Source organism: Pseudomonas sp. (assembly GCF_030150285.1).
Taxonomy (GTDB): Bacteria; Pseudomonadota; Gammaproteobacteria; order Pseudomonadales; family Pseudomonadaceae; genus Aquipseudomonas.
The window spans coordinates 18,401-36,527 of record NZ_JASLGE010000085.1; the positions used below are offsets into that span (position 1 = coordinate 18,401).

12 protein-coding genes and 1 riboswitch are annotated in these 18,127 nt (G+C 60.9%); of the genes, 9 read left to right on the forward strand and 3 right to left on the reverse strand.

Annotation, left to right across the window (positions count from 1 at the left end; genetic code table 11):
* The first annotated feature begins 281 nt into the window (after window positions 1-281).
* The 4 genes from Q1W15_RS19990 to Q1W15_RS20005 all read left to right on the forward strand — a co-directional run bounded on the left by Q1W15_RS19990 (window position 282) and on the right by Q1W15_RS20005 (window position 7,115).
* Window positions 282-1,304: a zinc-dependent alcohol dehydrogenase family protein gene (locus Q1W15_RS19990; protein ID WP_300731271.1), complete on the forward strand. Its 1,023-nt coding sequence runs from the start codon at window positions 282-284 to the stop codon at window positions 1,302-1,304.
* Window positions 1,305-1,601: 297 nt separating this feature from the next.
* A complete protein-coding gene (locus Q1W15_RS19995; RefSeq protein ID WP_300731274.1) occupies window positions 1,602-3,071 on the forward strand; it encodes a hypothetical protein in 1,470 nt (489 codons plus the stop codon).
* A 142-nt stretch (window positions 3,072-3,213) separates the two neighbouring features.
* Complete coding sequence (locus Q1W15_RS20000) at window positions 3,214-4,863, forward strand: VRR-NUC domain-containing protein (protein WP_300731277.1); 1,650 nt, start codon at window positions 3,214-3,216, stop codon at window positions 4,861-4,863.
* Entirely contained in the window at window positions 4,860-7,115 is a 2,256-nt protein-coding gene (locus tag Q1W15_RS20005) for an ATP-dependent DNA helicase (protein WP_300731280.1), read from the forward strand. Before Q1W15_RS20000 ends, Q1W15_RS20005 begins: the two co-directional genes overlap by 4 nt.
* A gap of 84 nt (window positions 7,116-7,199) precedes the next feature.
* Here the strand turns inward: Q1W15_RS20005 and Q1W15_RS20010 are convergent, their stop codons facing one another.
* Both Q1W15_RS20010 and Q1W15_RS20015 read right to left on the reverse strand, forming a co-directional pair.
* Window positions 7,200-7,424, reverse strand: a complete 225-nt coding sequence (locus tag Q1W15_RS20010) for a hypothetical protein (protein ID WP_300731283.1) — start codon at window positions 7,422-7,424, stop codon at window positions 7,200-7,202.
* 158 nt (window positions 7,425-7,582) lie between these two features.
* Window positions 7,583-7,858 carry a peptidylprolyl isomerase gene (locus Q1W15_RS20015; RefSeq protein WP_300731286.1) on the reverse strand — a complete coding sequence of 92 codons (276 nt, stop codon included), beginning with the start codon at window positions 7,856-7,858 and terminating at the stop codon, window positions 7,583-7,585.
* Window positions 7,859-8,096: 238 nt separating this feature from the next.
* Between Q1W15_RS20015 and Q1W15_RS20020 the strand changes: the two genes are divergently transcribed.
* Window positions 8,097-9,398: an OprD family porin gene (locus Q1W15_RS20020; RefSeq protein WP_300731289.1), complete on the forward strand. Its 1,302-nt coding sequence runs from the start codon at window positions 8,097-8,099 to the stop codon at window positions 9,396-9,398.
* A 75-nt stretch (window positions 9,399-9,473) separates the two neighbouring features.
* A complete protein-coding gene (gene cobF, locus Q1W15_RS20025) occupies window positions 9,474-10,220 on the forward strand; it encodes a precorrin-6A synthase (deacetylating) (RefSeq protein WP_300731291.1) in 747 nt (248 codons plus the stop codon).
* A gap of 198 nt (window positions 10,221-10,418) precedes the next feature.
* On the opposite strand, the gene Q1W15_RS20030 is transcribed toward cobF, so the two are convergent.
* On the reverse strand, window positions 10,419-11,696 hold the full coding sequence (locus Q1W15_RS20030; protein ID WP_300731293.1) for a glycosyltransferase family 4 protein: 1,278 nt from the start codon (window positions 11,694-11,696) through the stop codon (window positions 10,419-10,421).
* A 182-nt stretch (window positions 11,697-11,878) separates the two neighbouring features.
* Window positions 11,879-12,077: riboswitch (cobalamin riboswitch) on the forward strand.
* Window positions 12,078-12,169: 92 nt separating this feature from the next.
* Between Q1W15_RS20030 and cobW the strand changes: the two genes are divergently transcribed.
* The 3 genes from cobW to Q1W15_RS20045 are packed head-to-tail and all read left to right on the forward strand — an operon-like array spanning window position 12,170 to window position 18,083.
* Window positions 12,170-13,240: a cobalamin biosynthesis protein CobW gene (cobW, locus tag Q1W15_RS20035; protein ID WP_300731462.1), complete on the forward strand. Its 1,071-nt coding sequence runs from the start codon at window positions 12,170-12,172 to the stop codon at window positions 13,238-13,240.
* Between the two features lie 3 nt (window positions 13,241-13,243).
* Window positions 13,244-17,014, forward strand: a complete 3,771-nt coding sequence (gene cobN / locus Q1W15_RS20040; RefSeq protein ID WP_300731296.1) for a cobaltochelatase subunit CobN — start codon at window positions 13,244-13,246, stop codon at window positions 17,012-17,014.
* Window positions 17,015-17,069: 55 nt separating this feature from the next.
* Window positions 17,070-18,083 carry an ATP-binding protein gene (locus tag Q1W15_RS20045; protein ID WP_300731300.1) on the forward strand — a complete coding sequence of 338 codons (1,014 nt, stop codon included), beginning with the start codon at window positions 17,070-17,072 and terminating at the stop codon, window positions 18,081-18,083.
* The last annotated feature ends 44 nt before the right edge of the window (window positions 18,084-18,127 follow it).

Genomic DNA, 18,127 nt, shown 5'->3' on the forward strand with positions numbered 1-18,127 from the left:
CAAAATTGATTAATCGTCACTCGGTAGATTGGTAATCGTACGTTTTACCGAGTAAAAGATGCGCGGGTTCTGGGGGTTTGGGGTAAATTTTCTGAAGCGTTCTAGCACCTGATCTACAGCGCCAAAGGCAGCGTTCTATAGGAAAATCCTCAAAGGTGTGCTGGGCAAAATGACGGCGGATCAATGTCAGGCATGTCGACTATTAATGCTGTCTGTTAGTCTTGCGCACAAAGCCCGGATAAAGTCCCGGGGTATGAGTGATTAATTTGGCGAGGTTGGTGATGTCGCGCTCGATCCGTTTTCACAAGTTTGGCTCGGCCGAGGTGCTCAAGTGCGAAGAGCACGAGGTCGCTGCGCCCAGGGCTGGCGAAGTGCAGGTGCGCGTCGAGGCGATTGGCATCAGTTGGTATGACGTGCTGTGGCGCCAGAACCTGGCCCCGACCCAGGCGCGTCTGCCTGCCGGTATCGGCCATGAAATGGCCGGTGTGGTGACGGCGGTCGGTGAAGGCGTGAGCGATTTGGCCGTGGGCGACAAAGTGGCGAGCTTTCCTGGCCAGAGTGCCAATGACTACCCGACTTACGGTGAGTTGATTGTGATGCCGCGCTCTGCCCTGACACGCTACCCGCAGGTACTGACAGCCATTGAGGCCAGTGTGCATTACACCCCGTTGCTGATGGCCTACTTCGCGTATGTGGACCTGGCGCGGGTCAAACCCGGGCAAACGGTGTTGATCACCGATGCCAGCCACTGTGCCGGCCCCTCGTTTGTGCAATTGGGCAAGGCGCTGGGCGTGACGGTGATCGCGGCCACCCGCGACGCGGAGGAACGTGAGTGCCTGTTGGCCCTGGGTGCCGACAAGGTCATTGTTACCGAGGAGCAGGACTTGTTGATGGAAATCAACAGGATTACGCAGAACCGGGGCGTGGACGTGGTGCTTGATGGTCTGGGCGGCCCACAAATGTCGGTGCTGGGCGATGTGCTTGCTCCTCGCGGCAGCCTGGTACTGTATGGCTTGCAGGGCGGCAATCAAACACCGTTTCCGGCCTGTGCAGCGTTCCAGAAAAATATTCAGTTCTTTGTGCACTGCATTGGCAACTTCACCGGCAGGCCGGAACTGGGTATTGCCCAAGACGAAGAAGCGCTGCAGCGAGCCCTGCGCGATATTAATCAGTTAACCGCTGACCGGGTGTTACAGCCTCTGGATGTAAGTGTTTTCCCCTTTGACCAGTATATTGAAGCGCACCGTTACATGGATGGTTGCCCTTGCCGAGGACGGGTTGCACTGGAACTGCCTGTGGCCTGACGCCCGCCCGTACTGTCATGAAGCCGACGCCCTTGAACCTGGTTCAAGGGCGTTTTTTTTATGGGTATGCGTTTAAACGGGCATGTTTGGTTTTAAGGAGCTTGTTTAAAGAAGAGGCGGCCAATAAATTCATTTGGCTGTCTTTAAAAAATAATAAATCCATTTGAATTGATTTGCGTGTAAGGCGATTCTTGTGCGGATGTGTGTCGCGTCTGTTCTGAGCCCTGTACTCCAGTTAAATGTGGGCGCATTGAGGGTGGCTGCTGATAATAAAACGCTCAACTTGAGGGATGAGCCATGAACAACTTTCATGAACAAGCCATGAGTTTTGTTTATCAGCAAATGCTGAATCGACTGCTGGGCTTTTTCAGTCGGTCTGAACGTATTGCGCTGCAATTATTGATTCAACGCTTACTCGTGGCCGCAGGCGGCATAGACCGAATTGGCCATTATCGCGTTATGGTGGTTCATGAGGGTGGCCAGGAAAGTGCGTATAGTCTGGCTTTTTTGCGTGCGGCGCAGTTGAGTATCGCCGCACGGGCACCTCACACGTTTGAGTTGCGGATGGCGGTATTGTGCCAGCCACGCGTCACACTCGGGTTGATGGCCTGCATACAGGCACAGTGCGCTGAGTTGTTTATGTATGAAGACCGTCGCGTCGAACTGCTGCTGGTCGACGAGTCGGGTGTACAGCAATTGCGCAAGCCTGATGCGTTTGAACGGCCGGTTGTCAGGGCGGACCGAGTGCCTGTACTGATGACGGGACACCTGAGCCAAGGCGATGCCCGAGCAACGTTTTGTTATGGCGACCTCTTGGCGCGGGCCCGGTTGTTTAGCCATGCGTGCGGCTGGGGTGGCGAAGTCAATGCGTTGATCGATCGTCGCCCACCCACGCACCTGGCCCAGTACATGGCCTGGATTCAACGGGTGGCTTGGCAGCGCGGGCATGCGCAGCGTGCCGTGGTGCAAGAGTGCCTTGCAACGACCCTGCGCCTGTGTTCGCGGCTCGCAGACGATTATGAACACGGGCTGCGTTTGATACCCCCCAGCAGGCGGGTGCCTGAGTTCGAGCCCGTACGCGAACTCAGAGTGATCAACGTGTTTGATTGTCTTTGCGGTGAAGTGCAAGTGCTGCACTCACAAGTGCTGATGTTTATGCAAGGTATGAAACCCCTGCAGCCGTTGGCTATCGAAGAGCCACAGGCGGCGGTTGTGATGGTGGCGGCGCATCTGCAAGGTTTGCGTGGCGAGTGGCAGCACGGGGTGGCATACAGTGCGGGTATTGCCGCCTACTTGCAGCACGCGATGGTCGACAATCAGTACAACGAGCGATTCAAAGGGCAGTTGGTTAAACAACTGCGTGCGGCCTTCAATACGGCGAAAAAAACCCGCAAGTTACGGTCGGTCGCCACTCAATATCTGGAGCAGGTGTATGGCCTGAGTGATGAGCATTTGCGCTGTTTGGTCCACTCGCCGTTTATTAATCAGGGCAGGGCGCTGAGCGTTTTTTTGCAACAGTGTTATCCCGAGAAGCGATACTTGTGTGACGTATATGAACAACTCTTGGCTTCCCGCCAGCCATCGACGACAGTTGACGCCTTGTGGCTGGAATCCGTGAGCGGGCTGCCCTTGGCCTCCTTGCAAGCGCTGTACCGTATGTCGATGGCCCAGAACCGGGACGGGGCCTCAGTGATTGCTCTGCTGCGGGCCCATGACCCGAACACCCACAGCCGTTATGCGATTTTCGAGCGAAAGGCCTTCGACTGAAAAACTGCATGGAGCGTGCCTGCCGTTTTGGGCATGGCAAGCACGCTCAAGGGTGCCGCCTATCCAATAGGGTTTGCCAGAACGCCAGGCAAACTGCTATCTGTACGCATATCCAGTAAAAAGCCAGTGGTTTGTGTTGCCCGTGATTTCCAACCCCCTCGAAGACCCGTTGTACTACCTGAAGAATTTCCAGCACGTCCTCGGCTGGATTGCCGCTCGTTATGACGATGTGCTGAGCGCTGACGAGCACCGTTTTATCGCTGCTTTTACCGCGCTGCCCACCGTATCCCAGGCTTTATGGGTGCGTATGGTGATGCGCAAGGGGCCGCATTTCAGAGCCAGCAAGCTCAATTACCTGGAAATTGGTGACGTGCAACAGGCCGCGCTACCTTTGCTGGTCGAGGGCTGGGTCAGTGACCAGGCCCCGCTGGCCTTGAGTGAGGTGTTCGAGGTGCTGACCAAACCTGAGATTCTGGCTTGTCTGGGTGGGGCCATTACGCGGCCCGGCGGGAAAAAGTCAGACTGGCTACAAGCGCTGGCGCAAGACTTTTCAACGCCGCAAGCCTTGAATCAATGGTATCCCGCCTTGGGTGACCCGCTCTACACCTTGGCCAATCGCGCCCTGAGTGACCGCCTGCGGCTGATGTTCTTTGGCAACCTCAGCCAGGGCTGGTCGGACCTGGTGCTGGCGGATCTGGGGCTGTTCACTTATGAACCGGTGGATTTCAGCCCGGCATCACGGGCCCTGCGTTGCCGCGCTGATATCGAGGGCTACCTGCATTTGTATGCCTGCCGCGAGCATTTTGAAGCGCACGCAGAGGTGAGCACGGTGCTGCCCCAGGTGCTGGACTACCAGCCCGACAACCGTTGGCTGCAACGTCGTCGCTCACGCCTGTTGTTTCAGATGGGCCAGCATCAGGAGCGGGCAGATGCCCTGATCAGTGCTTTGCAGGTGTATGAACACAGTGCCCACCCGGACGCACGCGCGCGCCGTATTCGGGTGCTGGAACGCCTGGGCGACTACCCACAGGCCATGGCGCTGGCCCAAGCCGCCGAGTTGGCCCCCTTTACCGAAGCTGAATTCCAGCAGGTGCAGCGCATGCTCCCCAGGTTGCGCCGCAAGCTGGGGTTGCCAGCACCTGAGCGAGCCAAGGCCGCTGCCCCCGAGCGTCTCGACCTGTGCCTTGAACACGCGGCCGATACCCGCGTTGAGTCCGCTGTGGCTGCGTACCTTCACACGCCTGAAGCGCCCGTTTATTACGTTGAAAATACCCTGATCAATGGCCTGTTCGGCCTGCTGTGCTGGCCCGCGATTTTTGCGCCATTGCCCGGTGCGTTTTTTCACCCGTACCAAAGCGGCCCGGCCGATTTGCTGGAAGAGGACTTTTACCCGCGCCGCGCCGACCTGTTCGAGGCCTGTCTGGCGCAGTTGCAAGACGGCCGTTACCAGCAGACCCTTCGCGACACCTGGGCGGCCAAATGGGGTGTGCAATCGCCCTTTGTGGCCTGGGGCTACCTGACGCAAAGCCTGCTCAACGATGCGCTGGCCTGCTTGCCGCCCGCCCATTTACACGTGTGGTTCAGGCGACTGTTACAAGACATCCGCGCCAACCGCGCCGGCATGCCTGACCTGATTCAGTTTTGGCCTGAACACAACACCTACCGCATGATCGAGGTCAAGGGGCCGGGCGATCGCCTGCAGGACAACCAACTGCGCTGGCTGGCCCTGTGCGAGCAGCACGACATGCCCGTGACCGTGTGTTACGTGCAATGGCAGGTGCAGGCGTCGTGAGTTACCGCATTGCGGTACGGGCCTTGTGCGAATTCACGGCCAAGGTCGGTGACCTGGACCTGCGCTTTACCCCGTCACCGACTGCGCAGCAAGGCATCGCCGGGCACCGTACCGTGGCCGCCCGGCGCAGTGCAGGCTATCAGGCTGAACTCAGCCTTGAAGGCCAGTACGAAGGCTTGATCGTGCGTGGCCGTGCCGACGGCTATGACCCGGCAACCCATACCCTGGAAGAGGTTAAAACCTACCGCGGCGACTTTGCGGCCATCCCGGCTAATCACCGCCAGTTGCATTGGGCGCAGGCCCGGGTCTATGGCTGGTTGGTGTGCCAAAGCCTGCAACTGCCTGAAGTGAACCTGGCGCTGGTGTACTTCGATATTGTCAGCGAACAGGAAACGCGCCTTCAGGAAACCTGGAGTGCGGCGCAGTTACAGGGCTTCTTCAATCAGCACTGCGCGCGGTTTCTGGCCTGGGCCGAGCAGGAAGCCGCACACCGGGTGGCGCGGGATGAGGCGGCCCGACACCTGGCGTTTCCCCATGCACAGTTTCGAACCGGGCAGCGGGCGCTGGCCGAGGCGGTGTACAAGACCGCCAGCGGCGGCCGCTGCCTGATGGCGCAAGCCCCCACCGGCATTGGTAAAACCATCGGTACGCTCTTTCCCTTGATAAAAGCCATGCCCGGGCAGCAACTCGACAAGCTGCTGTTTCTGACCGCCAAAACCCCGGGCCGCCGTTTGGCGCTGGATGCCGCGCGGGTGCTTTACCCTTCGGGCAGCGAGACGCCGTTGCGGGTGCTGGAAATGGTGGCACGGGACAAGGCTTGTGAGTACCCGCAAAACGCCTGTCATGGCGATGCATGCCCACTGGCGAAAGGCTTCTACGACCGCTTGCCAGCGGCGCGTCAGGCCGCCATTGCACACTCGCCGCTCACTCAGCACACCCTGCGGGACGTGGCGCTGGCGCATCAGGTATGCCCGTATTACCTGAGCCAGGAAATGGCCCGTTGGGCCGACGTGATCATTGCCGATTACAACTACTACTTCGACTTCACCGCTTTGCTGTATGGCTTGGCGCAGGCTAACCAGTGGCGCGTCGCAACCCTGATCGATGAAGCCCACAACCTGGTGGAGCGCGCGCGCCAAATGTACAGCGCCGGTCTTGACCAGCAGCGCCTGGACGCTGTGCGGCAGGCCGCGCCTGCGCCGCTGGAGAAACCGTTCAAACGTCTCAACCGGGAATGGAATGCGCTGCACAAGGATCAGGTGGCACCCTATCAGGTAAGTGGGCAATTGCCGGGTAAATGGCTCAATGCCCTGACGGCGTGCATCACTGCCCTGGGGGATTACCTCAACGATCATCCGCAAGGCCTGAGCGGCCCGTTGCAGGCGTTTTACTTCGATGCGTTGCAGTTCAACCGCGTGGCGGAGCTGTTTGACGAACACTTTCTGTTCGATGTGACCGTGCGTGAGGGTGGCAAGCGCCGGTCATCGCAACTCAACCTGCGCAATATCGTACCTGCCGGCTTTATCGGCCCACGACTGGCGAGTGCGCAGAGCAAGGTGTTGTTTTCGGCCACGCTGAGCCCGCGAACCTACTACGCCAACCTGCTGGGCCTGCCCGCAGACACGGTGTGGATCGATGTGGAGTCGCCGTTCAAGGCTGAACAACTTCGCGTGCAGGTGGCCAGCCATATCTCAACCCGATATGCCCACCGGCAGGCGTCGCTGGGGCCCATTGTTGAACTGATCGCCGGGCAGTATCAGCGGCGAGAGGGCAATTACCTGGCGTTTTTCAGCAGTTTTGATTACTTGCAGCAAGTGGCCGGGCTGCTGGCTGAGCGCTACCCACACCTGCCGCAATGGGTACAGTCGCGGGGCATGGATGAAGCCGCGCGGCAGGCCTTTCTCGACCAGTTCACGCTTTCCAGTCGGGGCATCGGGTTTGCCGTGCTGGGCGGGGCCTTCGGCGAGGGCATCGATTTACCGGGCGCGCGCTTGATCGGTGCCTTCGTTGCCACCCTCGGGCTGGCGCAACTGAACCCGGTCAACGAACAGATCAAACAGCGCATGGCGGCCCTGTTCGGTGCCGGCTATGACTACACCTACCTATACCCCGGCGTGCAAAAAGTGGTACAGGCGGCGGGGCGTGTCATCCGTACCCAGAGTGATCAAGGCACGCTGTTTCTGATCGATGACCGTTTTGCCGAACACAAGGTGCAGCAGTTGCTACCGCGCTGGTGGCACTTGAGTGGATGACGGGCAGCGCCCTGTGGAATGAGCGGTTAAACATCCACTATCGCGTTTCAGCGCCACATTGCAGCGTCGGTGCTTGGCCAGCCGCTATTTACGCGACTTGCCGAACATCATCCGCCAGCGATTGCGGTTCAACAGTACATAACCGGTTAGCTGCATGCACCCCGCCAGTACCAGGCTGCGCATCAGGGCAGGTTCCGTAGGCTTGGGCCCGGTATAGATGCTGTAGAGGGCGAAGAGGACGCCGAGCATGCCGAGAATGAAAAAAATCAAACCAAGAAGGGTGAGGCGATGCAAATTGAGCGAGGACATGGCGTAAATCGTTAAGGGCTTGAGCCGCAACACTACCTGTTAATGGGGGGCGCTGCCAATCAGTCAGCGACTCAAGGGGCCGGCGCGCTGACATTAACAGGCAGTTTCTGTTCGCTGCCACGCTGCATCACCGGGCGCAGATACATCTCGTACAGAACCTAGTCGCGGTAGAACACTTGCACCAGGTGATAGCCGAATTTGCTTTTGACCGGGCCGTGGATGACCCGCAATGGTTTTTTGAAGATGATCTGGTCAATCACACCCACCATTTGCCCGGGCCGCACCTCCCCCAGATCGCCACCGCGCTTGCCGGAAGGGCAGGTGGAGAACTTTTTCGCCAGCACATCGAAGGCTTCGCCTTTGGCAATTCGCTGTTTCAGCGATTCGGCTTCTTCGGCGGTTTTCACCAGGATATGGCGGACTTGAGCTTTCATGAGGCAAATACCTTGTTACGGTGGAGCAAACAATAAGGCGGCAGATTATGCCTGAGTTCGGGCCAGAAGGCGCAGATGCCCTTGGCCAGTTGTGCGACTAAGGTCCAATGAGGCTTGGCCTAGTCCTTTCGTACAATTGCACATACTTTTTAGCTTGAATGGATTCACTTCGGTTATTGCCGCAGGTGCGCCTTCGATTGTCTTGGTTGTGCGAATGATTCGCGGCGGGAGCATGTTCATGGTTGTCCCTTTTACTCGGTTGCCACAGGGCCGCACAGTGCGTGTGGGTGCCCTGGCGGTGTGTGCAGGTTTTGCGGTGCCGGCGCAAGCGGGTGGTTTTTTCGAAGACAGCACTGCGACGATGGAAGCGCGCACGGTGTATTTCAATCGTGATTTCCGCGATGGCAGCAGCTCAAACCCGCAAGGCGCGTCCAAGCGCGATGAAACCGCTCAGGGGTTTATCCTCAATGTGCAATCGGGCTACACCGAAGGTACGGTCGGCTTCGGCCTGGACGCACTGGGAATGCTGGGCATCAAGCTGGACTCCAGCCCCGCCAACAGCAACACTGGCCTGTTGCCGTCGACCGGCAGCAACCCGCGCCACTCCAAAGACCAGTACGCAAAAGGCGGCCTGACCGCGAAAATGCGCGTGTCTGAGACCGTGCTCAAGTACGGCACCTTGCTGCCCGACCTGCCACTGCTCAAGTACAACGACGGCCGCCTGCTGCCGAACATGTTCAACGGCGCGATGCTGGTGTCTCAGGAAGTCAAGGACCTGAAGTTCATGGCTTCGCGGCTTGACCGCTACACGGCCCGGGACTCCACCGATTCCCAGGACCTGCGGCTCAACTGCAAGAACAAGCGGTATGCGTGCGACGTCACCGCCGACCACTTCAACATGTACGGCCTGGACTACAAAGTGAACGAGCGCTTGACGGCGCAGTATCACTATTCGGAACTGCAAGACATCTACCGTCAGCAGTTTGTCGGCCTGTTGGCCAACCAGAACGTCGGGCCCGGTGTACTGTCGGCGGACGTGCGGCTATTCAAAAGTGACGATGCTGGGTCCGCCAAAGCGTCCACCATCGACAACCGCGCCCTGGGGGCCATGCTCAGTTACGCGCTGAGCGGGCATAAAGTCAGCGCCGGCTGGCAGCGCATGAACGGCGAAACGTCGATGCCGTACCTGGATGGCAGCAACCCGTACCTGGTCAACTACTTGCAAGTCAACGACTTTGCCAATGCCCAGGAGCGTTCCTGGCAGTTGCGCTATGACTATGACTTCAAGGCGATTGGCATCAACGGCCTGACCTTCCTGACCCGCTACGTTAACGGCGACAACATCAAAGTGGTCGGGCGCAACGAAGAAGGCAAAGAGTGGGAGCGTGACAGCGAGTTGAAGTACGTGGTGCAAAGCGGCACGTTCAAGGACGTCAGCCTGCGTTTGCGCAACGCCACCTACCGTACCAACTACGCCCAGTTTGCCCGCGACGTGGACGAAACCCGCCTGATCGTAAGCTACAACTTCAGCGTGCTGTAAGACGGCGCTTGCCCGCTGTGCGGTCTGTCTGAAACCATACCGCCGGTTGACTCCTTCAGCGGCGGGCACGGCGAAATGAAAACACTGTTATTGATCGGCATGGGTGCCGGCGACCCGGCGCACATCACGGTGCAGGCGATCAATGCGTTGAACCGGGCGTCAGTGTTCTTTGTGCTGGACAAGGGCCAGACCACTGACGACCTGGTGCGCCTGCGCCTGGAGATCTGCGCGCGTTACATCCGCGAGCCGGGTTACCGCGTGGTGCAGGTCTGCGACCCCAAGCGCGACAGCACCACGCCGTCCTACACCCGTGGCGTTGAAGACTGGCATCAACAACGTGCTGATGTTTTCACGCGGCTAATAGAACACGAACTGGCAGACGGCGAGTGCGGCGCATTTCTGCTGTGGGGCGAGCCGGGGCTGTACGACAGCACCTTGCGCATCCTGGACCGTGTGCGGGCCAACGGTTGTCTTGGTTTTGACTACGAAGTGATTCCTGGCATCAGCAGCGTGCAAGCCCTTGCGGCTCGTCATCGAATCCCCCTGAATGACATTGGCCAGCCGATACGCATCACGACCGGGCGGCGGCTGGAGGCGGCCGACCTGGACAACGTAGTGGTGATGCTGGATGCCCACTGCGCGTTTGAAGCGTTTGTGCATGAAAGCGTCGATATTTATTGGGGCGCGTACATCGGTACGGAAGACGAAATCCTGATTGCCGGCAAACTGGCCGACGTGTGCGAACAGATCAAGACCGTGCGCCAGGCTGCCCGGGCGCGAAAGGGCTGGATCATGGACACCTACCTGCTCAGGCGTCGCTGAGCCTCGCGCCTCACCCCGTAGTGCACGCCGGTAATGGATATGTACGCGGTGCGCCAGTTGTCTCAGTGCTCACACTGACACCCCCATGGCCGCGGACCTATCCGTTCGATACATAACGGGTTTTACGATCGCTGCGCAATCGATCGCAGCCTGCGGCAGCGACTACACAACACATTGTTGTTGAGCATTGAGCCCCCATCAGCGGTTTTTAGCTTCGATCCATTGCGCCATGTACTGCGTACTTTTGTGGTGGTGGTGGCGCAGCATCGCCCCGGTAAAATTGTTGCGACGGTGCTCGGCAAGGCCGGCCCGGCACGCTTCGATGCGCTGTATCAGCGCCGGGCCATGGGTGGACTGCAGGTAGCGTTCGGCCAACAGCGTGTGCCCATGCTGTTGCGCGGTGTGCCAGGCCTGCGGGTTGCGGTACAGCTCAACCGCCGCCGCGGCAATGGCTGTCGCGCTTTGTTCGATGGCTCCGGCCCATGGCAGATCGCCATGCATGCCTTCTGCCCCCACCGGTGTGGTCACGTTGGGCGTGCCGCACAGCATGGCGTCGGCAATTTTACCCTTGATGCCCGCGCCAAAACGCAACGGGGCCAGGCATACGCGGGCCTGGCTAATCACCTGCAGTGCATCCTCTGCCCAGTTCAATACCTGGAACCCCTGCGCCGGGTTGTGCAGCGCAGTGGCCTTGGGCGGGGTGTAGGCCCCGTAGATGTGCAGTTGCGCAGCAGGCAGTTGTTGGCGGATCAAGGGCCAGATATGGGTTTTCATCCAGAGCACGGCGTCCCAGTTCGGCGCGTGGCGGAAGTTGCCGATGCTCAGAAAGTGCTGACGCTGCTCATAGGGCACAAACGCGTCGGGCACGTGGTCGACCATTAGCGGGCACCAGTGGAGCAAGGCGGGTGGTACGTTGAACTGCTCGACCAGCAGGTCGATTTCGTACTCGGAAATCATCAGGTTCAGGTCGCTGCGGTAGATCGCAGCGATTTCGCGCTGGGCCAGGTCAGCGTCGGCCATGTGCGCGTAAGTTTCGCTAGCACCGGGGGCAAACAGGCTGCTGAAGTCGTCCTGTTCGGGGGTGTGCTTGAGGCGGGCCTTGAGCTGCTGGTGGCGGGCGTCGCGCAGGCTTTGCAGGTCAGAGGTTTCCAGCACGCGCAGGGCGTTGGGGCAGTGTTTTTCGACCCGCCAGCCGAACTGCTCTTCCATCATGAAGCGGTCGAACAGCACGATGTCCGGGGCCAGCTCGCTGACAAAGGCGTCAAAGCTGCTGTTGTTGAGCTCGATGGTCACTTCATCGATACCCAGCGCGGCCAGGTCGGCCTTGTGTTCGCCAACCCCGGCGGGGCTGCTGAAGGTGATCTGCCAACCGGCCTGCAAGGCGCTTTCGATGATTTGCATCATGTGCCCGCCGGCCGCCGATGAGCGGGGCTCGGGCCACACATAGCCGATGATCAGGAGGCGAGTAGACGACATGGCAATTCCTTGAAGCGCTGAGAGCTGAAAAAAGGCGGCAATTAAAGCACAGCGCCCGTTTCTGCGGACCCCGCATCGCCCGGTTTACGACACCTTCGGTGCCGGACGTAGCCTCGTGCTACTCGGCAACTGCTACGGAGCGGGTAGTGGCAGGCTGGCATTGACCTGTTACAAAGCACTGCGTAGCCTTGCACGTTTGAGGTTCTTCGCCACGCGAAGCTAAGACGGGAACGCGGTATGCCGCGGCTGCCCCCGCAACTGTAAACGGTCGATGGCCTTGCATTGCCACTGCTGATCCAGCGGGAAGGCGCAGGGCCGGTGTCAGCTACGGCCGACGCCAGGCCGTCAGCCAGGAGACCTGCCTCATAACGATTCTTATATCAACCGGGCGGGGTGATCCGGTGACGAACCTTGACCGCGCAGCGCCTGCGGTTGTCGTCCCGTTTGCCCGCCGCTTTGCCAAAGGGCATCCGATGAAAACACTGGCCAAAACCCCCGTCACCATCGTTACCGGCTTTCTGGGGTCGGGTAAAACCACCTTGCTGCGCCATATGCTCGACAACGCGCAAGGGCGTCGTATCGCGGTGATCGTCAACGAGTTCGGCGAGCTGGGCATCGACGGCGAAATCCTTAAGCAATGCTCCATCGGTTGCACCGAAGAGGAAGCCAACGGCCGCGTGTATGAGTTGGCCAACGGTTGCCTGTGCTGCACCGTGCAGGAAGAGTTCTTCCCGGTGATGCGCGAGTTGGTGGCACGCCGTGGCGACATCGACCATATCCTCATTGAAACCTCGGGCCTGGCCCTGCCAAAGCCGCTGGTGCAAGCCTTCCAGTGGCCGGAAATCCGCAGCGCCTGCACCGTGGACGCCGTGATTACCGTGGTCGACAGCCCGGCCGTGGCCGCCGGTACGTTTGCCGCGTTCCCGGACCAGGTGGATGCCCAGCGCAAGCTCGACCCGAACCTGGACCACGAGTCGCCGCTGCACGAACTGTTTGCCGACCAACTGGCCAGTGCTGACCTGGTGATTCTCAACAAGGCCGACCTGATCAGCCCTGAAGACCTGGCCAAGGTGCGTGCCGAAGTCGCTGAAGAACTGCCACCGGCGGTCAAAATCATCGAAGCCAGCAGCGGTCGCCTGCCGCTGGACGTGTTGCTGGGCCTGGGTGCCGGCTCCGAAGACCATATCGACGGCCGCCACAGCCACCACGACCATCACCACGACGGCGATGATGACCACGACGATCATGACCATGATGCGTTCGACTCCATTTCCATCGAACTGCCCGAAGGCGAAGAGCGCGTGCTGCTGGACGCGCTGACCCAATTGGTGGTCAAGCACGGCATTCTGCGGGTCAAAGGCTTTGCCGCGATCCCGGGCAAACCGATGCGCTTGCTGATCCAGGGGGTGGGCACGCGGTTTGACAAGCACTTTGACCGTGCCTGGGGCGCGGATGAAGCCCGCACCACCAAACTGGTGCTGATTGGCCAGGACCTCGATGCCGCGCTGCTCGAGTCCACATTGCGTACAGCGTTGAGCGTATAACCCATGCATTTGCTCAGGACCCAGCCCGGTGGCTTTGTATCGGACGACAATATTGCCGACCTCGGCCAAACCCCCGCCGAGCTGGTGATCCTGTGCAGCGGTGATTCAAGCCTGGCACTGCTGGCCGAAGCGGCGCAGCAGTTGCCTGACGATTATCCAAGCCTGCGTCTGGCCAACCCGATGCAGGTGCAAAACCATGGCTCGGTCGACCTGTATGTCGACCAGGTGCTGCAGCACGCCAAAGTCATTGTGCTGTCGTTGCACGGCGGCATCGGTTATTGGCGCTACGGCATTGAGCGTTTGATGCAACTGGCTGAGCGCGGCGTCACGCTGGTTCTGGTGCCCGGCGATGATCGCCCCGACCCGGAACTCAGCGGCCTGAGCACCGTGCCGGCTGAGCAAGGCGAGCGGTTGTGGCATTTCTTGCGCCAGGGCGGGCGGCATAACGCGCTGCAACTGTACCGTTACCTGGCCAGCCAGTGGCTGGGGCGCGATTACCGGTGGGATGAGCCGCAAGCGCTGCCGCGTACGGCCATCTATCACCCGCGCCATTCCAGCCCCGAGCTGCACCACTGGCAAGCCGACTGGCAGGTTGGGCAACCGGTGGCGGCGCTGCTGTTCTACCGTTCGCACTTGCAGGCGGCCAACACCGCGTTTGTTGATGTGTTCTGCCAGCGCTTGCAGGCGGCAGGGCTGAACCCCTTGCCCATTGCCGTGGCCAGCCTGAAAGAGCCGGGGTGCCTGGCGGTGGTGCAGGACCTGCTGGATGAAGTCGAGGCCTTGGTGATTCTTAACACCACTGGCTTTGCCCAATCCAGCCCCGAAGCCCCGCACTTGCGCCCATTTCGCCGCAATATCCCGGTGATTCAGGCCATTTGCGCCCAGGACAACGAGCCCGGCTGGCGTGACAGCGAGCAGGGCTTGGGGCCGCGTGATCTGGCCATGCATATCGCGTTGCCCGAGCTGGACGGCCGGATTATCAGCCGCCCCATCAGCTTCAAGGATCTGGCCTGGCGCAGTGAGCGCAGCCAGTCAGACGTGGTGTGCTACCGCGCACAACCGGAACGCATGGACTTTGTCGCTGAGCTGGCGCGGCGTTGGGTCGAACTGGCCCGCGTGCCCAACGCACACAAACGCATCGCGCTGATTCTGGCCAATTACCCGACTCGCGATGGCCGTATTGGCAATGGCGTAGGGCTGGACACGCCGGCGGCGGCGCTGAATATTCTGCGGGCGTTGCAGGCTCAAGGTTACCCGCTCGAAGGTGAGTTGCCGGGCAGCGGCACCGACCTGATTCACGCGTTGCTGGGCGGCGTCAGCAACGACCTGGACAGCCTCGACCTGCGGCCTTGCCATCAAAGCCTCGGCCTGGATGAGTACCGCGCAATGTTCGAGCAACTGCCTGAGGCCAACCGTCAGGCGGTCATCGAGCGTTGGGGCCACCCGCAGAACGATCCGATGTTTCGTGACGGGCGCCTGATGATTGCCGGGCTGCGCTTTGGCCTGACATTTGTTGGCATTCAGCCGGCGCGTGGCTATCAAGTGGATGCCAGTGCGGTGTACCACGACCCGGATCTGGTGCCGCCTCACGCTTACCTGGCGTTTTACTTCTGGCTGCGCCACACCTACGGAGCCCATGCCGTGGTGCATGTGGGCAAGCACGGCAACCTGGAATGGTTGCCGGGCAAAGGCGTGGGGCTGTCGGAACATTGCTGGCCGGATGCAATTCTGGGCCCGATGCCCAATGTCTATCCGTTTATCGTCAACGACCCGGGCGAGGGCGCACAGGCCAAGCGCCGGACGCAGGCGGTGATCATCGACCACTTGATGCCGCCGCTGACCCGCGCCGAAACCTACGGGCCGTTGCGCGACCTTGAGCTGCTGGCCGACGAGTATTACGAAGCCCAATTGCTGGACCCACGGCGCGCCCGTGAGTTGCAGCGCGACATTCTCAAACTGGTGCGCGAAACCCGCATCGACCGTGAACTGCAACTGGACGAAGCGCTCGACAGCGAGGCCGATGCGGCGATCTGGTTGCCCCGGCTGGACACTTACCTGTGCGACCTTAAAGAGTCGCAAATTCGCGACGGGTTGCATGTGTTTGGTGAATCGCCCACAGGGCGCCTGCGCATCGACACCTTGCTGGCCCTGTTGCGCATCCCGCGCGGCGATGGGCGCGGCGCACAGTCAAGCGTCTTGCGGGCGCTGGCCAAAGGCTTCGAGCTGGGCTTTGACCCGCTGGACTGCGCGTTGGCCGAACCCTGGACCGGGCGGCGTCCCTTTGAGCTGCAAGCGTTGACGGATGAAAGTTGGCGCACGGCCGGTGACACGCGCGAGCGTCTGGAGATTTACGCGGCGCAGTTGATCGAGCGGGCGCTGGTGGGCGCGTTGAACCTGCCCGACACCCCGCACTGGGCAGACGCACACGGCATCTTCGCGGCGTTGCAGGGCACCGTGGCACCGCGCCTGGATGCGTGCGGCCCGGCCGAAATGCAGGGCTTGCTCGATGCCTTGAGCGGGCGCTTTGTACCGGCTGGCCCCAGCGGCGCACCGAGTCGCGGGCGGCTGGATGTGCTGCCCACCGGGCGCAACTTCTTTTCGGTGGACGTGCGCAACTTGCCCACCACCACCGCGTGGCGCATTGGTTTTCAGTCGGCCAACCTGATCCTTGAGCGTCACCTGCAAGACCACGGCGATCACCTGCGTCAGCTCGGGCTTTCGGTGTGGGGCACAGCCACCATGCGCACGGGCGGAGATGACATTGCCCAGGCCATGGCGCTGATGGGCGTACGCCCGGTGTGGGCCACGGGCAGCCAGCGGGTCGACGACTTCGAGATCTTGCCCGTCAGCCTGTTGGACCGCCCCCGGGTAGACGTCACCTTGCGCGTGTCCGGGTTTTTCCGCGATGCCTTCGCCAACCTGATTCGTTTGTTTGACGCGGCCGTGCAGGCGGTAGCGGCTTTGGACGAGCCAGACGACCTTAACCCGCTGGCCGCTAAAGTGCGCAGCGAACGCGAGCAATTGCAGCGCGACGGCCTGTCGCCCGAACTGGCCGCGCGTCAGGCGGGTTGGCGAGTATTTGGGGCCAAACCCGGGGCTTATGGCGCGGGCATTCAAAACGCTATCGATGGCCGCCTGTGGCAAAGCCGCGACGACCTGGCTGAGGTCTACCTGAATTGGGGCGGCTATGCCTATGGCGGTGCAGACGAAGGTACCGCCGCGCGTGGCCAGTTTGCTCAGCGCTTGAGCCAGGTGCAGGCCGTGGTGCAAAACCAGGATAACCGTGAGCATGACCTGCTTGATTCAAACGATTACTACCAGTTCCAGGGCGGTATGCTGGCGGCAGTTGAAAGCCTGAGCGGTGCCCCGGCGGCCAGTTATCACGGCGACCATAGCCAGCCTGACCTGCCGAAAATCCGCAGCCTCAAGGAAGAGCTGAACCGGGTGATTCGTTCGCGGGCCGCCAACCCGAAATGGATCGAGGGTGTAAAACGTCACGGCTACAAAGGCGCGTTCGAAATGGCCGCGACGTTGGACAATGTGTTCGCCTTTGATGCCACCACCCAGTTGATCGATGACCATCAATACGCCTTGCTGGCCGACGCCTACTTGCTGGACCCGGACACCCGTGCGTTTGTGCAGCAGCACAACCCCCATGCCCTGCGCGACATGACCGAGCGCCTGCTTGAAGCGCAGCAGCGCGGCTTGTGGCAAGCGCCTGGCGAGTACCGCGAAGCCCTGGAAAACCTGCTGCTGGACATAGAAGAAACCTGATTTCCCCGCCTGCCGGGGGGTAATGACAAGCCTTAGCGTACCTGGAACCGAATTTATGACTGACACCCCGCATTTCCCGCTCTCGGCGGTGGTCGGCGCGGATGCACTGAAACTGGCGTTGTGCCTGACGGCCATCGACCCGAAAATTGGCGGTGTGCTGATCGAAGGCCCCCGGGGCATGGCCAAGTCCACCCTGGCGCGTGGCCTGGCTGACGTGTTGGCCAGCGGGCAGTTCGTCACTTTGCCATTGGGTGCGACCGAAGAGCGCCTGCTCGGCACCCTCGACCTGGAGGCTGCGCTGGGGCAAGGCAAGGCGCAGTTCTCACCCGGCGTGCTGGCCAAGGCGGACGGCGGCGTGCTGTACGTGGATGAAGTCAACCTGTTGGCGGACCATCTGGTGGATGTGCTGCTGGACGTGGCGGCCAGCGGGGTCAATGTCATCGAGCGCGATGGCATCTCCCACCGGCACCCGGCGCGCTTCATCCTGATTGGCACCATGAACCCGGAAGAGGGCGAGTTGCGCCCGCAATTGCTCGACCGTTTTGGCCTAAACGTGGCCCTCAGCGGGCAACCGGCACCGACCGAGCGCGGCGAGATCATTCGTCGGCGGCTGGATTTTGACGCCGACCCCCTGGGCTTTTGTGCGCACTGGGCACCCGCGCAAGCGGCGTTGCGCGAACGCTGCCAGCAGGCCCGCGCAGCGTTGTCGGCCATTGCCCTGGACGATGAATCGCTGCGGGTGATTACCGAACGCTGTTTTGCAGCGGGCGTTGATGGCCTGCGTGCTGACCTGGTGTGGCTGCGTGCGGCCCGTGCCCATGCCGCGTGGCGTGGTGCGTCGGCCATTGACCTGGACGACATTGACGCCGTGGCCGAATTTGCCTTGCGCCATCGGCGTCGCGAGCGATCCACTGCGGCCCCCACGCCCGAGCAACCGCACGCACCTCCTGCGCCGCAAGGTGCTGAGCCGGGGACTACACAGGGCCAAGGGCAATGGGGTGAGTTGCCGGCACAGCCGCAAGCCATGGGCGCGCGCCGGGATGTGCCGAGCTGGCCAAAAAAGCCCTAGGCATTCGCTCCCGGGCTACTGGGGGGGCGGATGCCAAACCCGAA